Raw genomic sequence first — 5806 nt, forward strand, 5'->3', positions numbered from 1 at the left:
GTGCCCTTCAGGCACCGGCCCCCTTCTGCGCGTACAGCCCGGAGGGCTTACGCCTCCTTGCTCAGGTTCGGACCGCCACCGGCCGCCTGCTCGATCGGCGGGACGTCCGGCAGGGCCGACTTCTCCTCACCGCGGAAGGTGAAGGTCTTGGACTCGCCCTCGCCCTCCGTGTCCACGACCACGATGTGGCCCGGACGGAGCTCGCCGAAGAGGATCTTCTCCGACAGGCTGTCCTCGATCTCGCGCTGGATCGTGCGGCGCAGCGGCCGGGCACCCAGCACGGGGTCGTAACCCTTCGTGGACAGCAGCTCCTTGGCGGCCTGGGAGAGCTCGATGCCCATGTCCCGGTCCTTCAGGCGCTCGTCCACCTTGCTGATCATCAGGTCGACGATCGCGAGGATGTCGTCCTGCGTCAGCTGCGGGAAGACGACCACGTCGTCGACGCGGTTGAGGAACTCGGGCCGGAAGTGCTGCTTCAGCTCGTCCGAGACCTTGTTCTTCATGCGCTCGTAGTTGGTCTTCTTGTCACCCGCGGCGGCGAAGCCGAGGTTGAAGCCCTTGGAGATGTCCCGGGTGCCGAGGTTGGTCGTCATGATGATGACCGTGTTCTTGAAGTCCACGACCCGGCCCTGGGAGTCGGTCAGGCGACCGTCCTCCAGGATCTGCAGCAGCGAGTTGAAGATGTCCGGGTGGGCCTTCTCGACCTCGTCGAAGAGGACGACCGAGAACGGCTTGCGGCGGACCTTCTCCGTCAGCTGCCCGCCCTCCTCGTAGCCCACGTAGCCGGGGGGCGAACCGAAGAGACGCGAGACCGTGTGCTTCTCGCTGAACTCCGACATGTCGAGGGAGATCAGCGCGTCCTCGTCGCCGAACAGGAACTCGGCGAGCGCCTTGGACAGCTCGGTCTTACCGACACCGGACGGGCCGGCGAAGATGAACGAACCACCGGGACGCTTCGGGTCCTTCAGACCGGCACGCGTACGGCGGATCGCCTTCGACAGCGCCTTGACGGCGTCGGTCTGGCCGATGACCCGCTTGTGGAGCTCCTCCTCCATGCGGAGCAGGCGGCTGGACTCCTCCTCGGTCAGCTTGAAGACCGGGATGCCCGTGGCCGTGGCGAGGACCTCGGCGATCAGCTCGCCGTCGACCTCGGCGACGACGTCCATGTCGCCGGCCTTCCACTCCTTCTCCCGCTTGGCCTTGGCGGCGAGGAGCTGCTTCTCCTTGTCGCGCAGGGAGGCGGCCTTCTCGAAGTCCTGCGAGTCGATCGCGGACTCCTTGTCGCGGCGCACACCGGCGATCTTCTCGTCGAACTCGCGGAGGTCCGGCGGCGCGGTCATCCGGCGGATGCGCATCCGGGAGCCCGCCTCGTCGATCAGGTCGATCGCCTTGTCGGGCAGGAAGCGGTCCGAGATGTACCGGTCGGCCAGCGTGGCCGCCTGGACCAGGGCCTCGTCCGTGATGGAGACGCGGTGGTGCGCCTCGTACCGGTCGCGCAGGCCCTTGAGGATCTCGATGGTGTGCGGGAGCGAGGGCTCGGCGACCTGGATGGGCTGGAAGCGGCGCTCCAGGGCCGCGTCCTTCTCCAGGTGCTTGCGGTACTCGTCCAGCGTGGTGGCACCGATGGTCTGCAGCTCACCGCGGGCCAGCATCGGCTTCAGGATCGAAGCGGCGTCGATGGCGCCCTCGGCGGCACCCGCACCGACCAGCGTGTGCAGCTCGTCGATGAACAGGATGATGTCGCCGCGGGTGCGGATCTCCTTGAGGACCTTCTTCAGGCGCTCCTCGAAGTCACCGCGGTAGCGGGAGCCGGCGACCAGCGCGCCGAGGTCCAGGGTGTAGAGGTGCTTGTCCTTGAGGGTCTCGGGCACCTCGCCCTTGACGATGGCCTGGGCGAGACCCTCGACGACGGCGGTCTTGCCGACGCCGGGCTCACCGATCAGGACCGGGTTGTTCTTGGTGCGGCGGGACAGCACCTGCATGACCCGCTCGATCTCCTTCTCGCGCCCGATGACCGGGTCGAGCTTGGACTCACGAGCGGCCTGGGTGAGGTTCCGGCCGAACTGGTCGAGGACCAGGGACGTCGAGGGGGTGCCCTCGGCAGGCCCGCCGGCGGTGGCGGTCTCCTTGCCCTGGTAGCCGGAGAGCAGCTGGATGACCTGCTGCCGCACCCGGTTGAGGTCTGCGCCCAGCTTGACCAGGACCTGGGCGGCGACGCCCTCGCCCTCACGGATCAGGCCGAGCAGGATGTGCTCCGTGCCGATGTAGTTGTGACCCAGCTGAAGGGCCTCGCGGAGCGACAGCTCCAGGACCTTCTTGGCACGGGGGGTGAAGGGGATGTGGCCGGAGGGGGCCTGCTGGCCCTGGCCGATGATCTCCTCCACCTGCTGGCGGACAGCCTCAAGCGAGATCCCGAGGCTCTCCAGGGCCTTAGCGGCGACACCCTCACCCTCGTGGATCAGGCCCAGGAGGATGTGCTCGGTGCCGATGTAGTTGTGGTTGAGCATCCGGGCTTCTTCCTGAGCCAGGACGACAACCCGCCGCGCGCGGTCGGTGAACCTCTCGAACATCGTTAATCGCTCCTCAGAGCGGTCAGGCAGTGAGGGGACGCTCCCCTCGCTGTCCTTCCGCAGCTTAGTCCCGCAAGCGGGGACCGCTCATTCCAACTGCCGACACCGTCCTTGGCCTCCTGACCCCGAACGCCGACATCTGCTCCAACCTGATGGTGCGAGACGATGTTCCCGCAGGCCAGGTGGTTAGCCTCACTATCAGTACGCCGATGGCGAACGCGAGACCGCCTTTCCTGCGTGTCGCCCCCTCCCACTAGGGATGTCTTACCCGCACGCACTGACACTCCATGCCGTGCGCACCGGTTCCCTCCGCTATGGGCGAACATCCTTGCGCTGCCGCGCTCTCTCGGACGCCCCCATTTCCACCACCCTGTGTACATATTCCACCACCCAGAGTAACTTGGGTGCCCTTTGCGCGGTTGTTCCTGACATGGCATCCATCGTCCCTCTCCCACGCCGTCCGCTCGACTCGAGCGACCGGGTGCGGGGGTGGTACGAGAACGAGCTCGGCTGGGCCACTCTGCCCGGACCGCCGGCACTCATCAGTACGGGGCTGCGCTTCGATGTGCTCGACGTCCCCGCGGAGGCGGGGTTCGCGGCGCTGCGGCACCTGGGCCCGGGCTCTCCGGTGGCGCTGCGGGGAGAGCGCGTGCGGCTGCTGGTCGCCGCGGGCAGCGCGGAGGAACTGCCGGGTCTGCTCGACTGGCTCGACTGGGGCACCCTCGAACTGGACCTCACGGCCATCGGTTCGGGCGGCCACATCGAGGCTCCCCGTCCCTGGCCGCAGGGCACCTCGGGGTCCGCGTCCCACCCGGGCCGTTCGCATCGCTCAGGCCGTGAGTCGTCGCCTGTGGACCGGGCCGGTCCACAGGGGGCCGCCGTGTGGCTGCGGCCCCCCGAACCGGGGTGCGAGGTGGAACCGTCGCTGCCGACACTGTCGGCGCTGGGGGGTGGTGGGTCCGCCCCTGACCTCGTACGACTGGTGGACACGGTGGCGACACACTGCCACCGGATCCGGCTGCGACGCCTGGGTACTCAGGCGTTCGCCTTCTCATATGCCTCGCGGATGGACGCGGGAACGCGGCCGCGGTCGTTGACCTCGTAGCCGTTCTCCTTCGCCCAGGCGCGGATCTGTGCGGTGTCCTGGCTGCCGCCGCCGGCGGCGGCACGCGCCTTTCCACGTCCGCCCGAAGCACGGCCTCCGGTACGACGCCCGCCCTTCACGTACGGCTCGAGAAGGCCGCGGAGCTTGTCCGCGTTGGCGGTCGTGAGATCGATTTCGTACGTCTTGCCGTCCAGCGCGAACGTCACGGTCTCGTCCGCCTCGCCGCCGTCGAGGTCGTCGACAAGAAGGACCTGAACCTTCTGTGCCACCGGATTTCCTTTCATCGATAACTTGAGAGCCGAGGGTCCGCGGCCGCAGCCGCTGTTTCGAGCCCCCTGTTATATGCAGTACTGCAGTACGTCGGAAAGCAAACCGCTTTTCCTTGAAAAACACAAACCCCTGGGAGAGGCCCACGGACGCGAGGAAGACCGGAAACGTACGCGTTTCGGACATAGGGCACCCGGGCAAGGCACATGGCACCGAATACCGCTTGCGATCCATGGCGACCCATGCTGATCCATGCCGATCCATGCCGATCGTTGCGTTGATCCCGGCGATCACAGATGCAGAAGCATCCGGCTGTTGCCCAAGGTGTTCGGTTTCACTCGTTCGAGACCGAGGAACTCCGCCACGCCCTCGTCATAGGAACGCAGCAGCTCCGCGTAGACATCCCGGTCGACCGGTGTCTCGCCGATCTCCACGAACCCGTGCTTCGCGAAGAACTCGACTTCGAAGGTCAGACAGAAAACCCGGCGAACACCCAGCCAACGGGCGGTGTGCAGCAACTTCTGCAGCAACTGGTGACCGACGCCGAGCCCCGTGGCCTCGGGGTTCACCGCGAGAGTGCGGACTTCCGCGAGGTCTTCCCACATGACGTGCAGGGCACCGCACCCCACGACCTGGGCGTTGTCATCGCGTTCCGCGACCCAGAACTCCTGGATGTCCTCGTAAAGCGTCACCGTCGCTTTGTCGAGCAGGATGCCCCGGCGGACGTACGCGTCAAGCAGGTTGCGGACGTGCGGGACATCGCTGGTCCTGGCCCGCCGGACGGTGATGGCTTTCGGGGGGACTTCGGGACTCTCTGCTGGCATGACCGGACGCTATCGTCCGGTGTCACCCTGTGCCGAGGCGGGGTTCTCATCCTGGCCGTCGGGGGACGCGGCTGTTTCGTCGGACGATTCGCCGCCGGTTTCGACAGGGGTTTCGGCAGAGGTATGGGCAGAGGTATCGGCGGAGGGTTCGGCCGCGCCTTCGGCAGTGGTATCGGTCCGAGCAGCGGTGGTTTCGCCCGGGTCGGGGCCTTGCACGATACGTACGGCGTCGCTGAGCGCCTGTCGCTGTTCCTCGCTCATCATGCCGAAGAAGGCGACGAGAGCGGCCGCGGGGTTGTCGCTCTGCGACCAGGCGTCGTTCATCAGAGCGGCCGCGTAGGCGGCGCGGGTGGAGACCGCCTCATATCGATAGGCGCGGCCTTCGGCTTCGCGGCGCACCCAGCCCTTCTGATGGAGATTGTCCAGAACGGTCATCACGGTGGTGTATGCGATGGACCGTTCCTGCTGAAGGTCTTCCAGGACTTCTCGAACGGTCACCGGGCGGTTCCACTTCCACACCCGTGTCATGACCGCGTCTTCGAGTTCTCCCAATGGCCGGGGCACAACTCAACAGCATACTGAGACACGTTGCACAACGGTACAAAAAGGGCGTACGACTCGAAAGCGGATGAGTCGTACGCCGATCTGCCTGGCTCAGCCCTGGGCGTCGCCCTTGGGGGCCTGCGGGGCGCTCTCCGCGCGGGCGAGGGCGGCGTCGACGGCCGCGTCCTCCTTGGCCTTGTTGGCGCCGCCCTGGCTCTTCACGATCGTCACGATCACGCCGATGAAGAACACGGCCATCACGATGGGAGGCAGGAGCGCGGAGACGTAGTCCATGCGTCCAGAGTAGCCAGCGGTGTCCGATGGGTCCCGGTCGGGTCGGGCCCGGTCGGGTGGGTCCCGGTCGGGTGGCGTCCGAGGGCTCAGCCGGCGGCGAGGTGCCGCTGCTCCGGCTTGGCCGGAGGGCCGGGTTTGCGCTTGGGCGGGAAGACCTCGCCCGGGGTCGGGATGGGGCGGCGGGTCGGGCTCGGAGCCTTGGG

6 protein-coding genes are annotated in these 5806 nt (G+C 67.1%); 1 reads left to right on the forward strand and 5 read right to left on the reverse strand.

Annotated elements, in window-relative coordinates:
- Positions 1-47 precede the first annotated feature (47 nt).
- On the reverse strand, positions 48-2570 hold the full coding sequence (locus FNH08_RS42715) for an ATP-dependent Clp protease ATP-binding subunit (RefSeq protein ID WP_152776897.1): 2523 nt from the start codon (positions 2568-2570) through the stop codon (positions 48-50).
- A gap of 430 nt (positions 2571-3000) precedes the next feature.
- Between FNH08_RS42715 and FNH08_RS42725 the strand changes: the two genes are divergently transcribed.
- Positions 3001-3675 (forward strand): SCO3374 family protein, encoded by a 675-nt coding sequence (locus tag FNH08_RS42725; RefSeq protein ID WP_152776898.1) that lies wholly within the window; start codon positions 3001-3003, stop codon positions 3673-3675.
- On the opposite strand, the gene FNH08_RS42730 is transcribed toward FNH08_RS42725, so the two are convergent.
- The 4 genes from FNH08_RS42730 to FNH08_RS42745 form a co-directional block, all read right to left on the reverse strand.
- Positions 3606-3944 (reverse strand): histone-like nucleoid-structuring protein Lsr2, encoded by a 339-nt coding sequence (locus FNH08_RS42730; protein WP_322726367.1) that lies wholly within the window; start codon positions 3942-3944, stop codon positions 3606-3608. The genes FNH08_RS42725 and FNH08_RS42730 overlap by 70 nt on opposite strands.
- Before the next feature lie 288 nt (positions 3945-4232).
- On the reverse strand, positions 4233-4766 hold the full coding sequence (locus FNH08_RS42735) for an amino-acid N-acetyltransferase (RefSeq protein ID WP_152776900.1): 534 nt from the start codon (positions 4764-4766) through the stop codon (positions 4233-4235).
- A gap of 9 nt (positions 4767-4775) precedes the next feature.
- Positions 4776-5294, reverse strand: a complete 519-nt coding sequence (locus FNH08_RS42740; protein WP_407704566.1) for a BlaI/MecI/CopY family transcriptional regulator — start codon at positions 5292-5294, stop codon at positions 4776-4778.
- Positions 5295-5420: 126 nt separating this feature from the next.
- A complete protein-coding gene (locus FNH08_RS42745; protein ID WP_152776902.1) occupies positions 5421-5603 on the reverse strand; it encodes a hypothetical protein in 183 nt (60 codons plus the stop codon).
- Positions 5604-5806 lie beyond the last annotated feature (203 nt).

The sequence above is a fragment of the Streptomyces spongiae genome, from assembly GCF_009377185.1.
Taxonomy (GTDB): Bacteria; Actinomycetota; Actinomycetes; order Streptomycetales; family Streptomycetaceae; genus Streptomyces; species Streptomyces spongiae.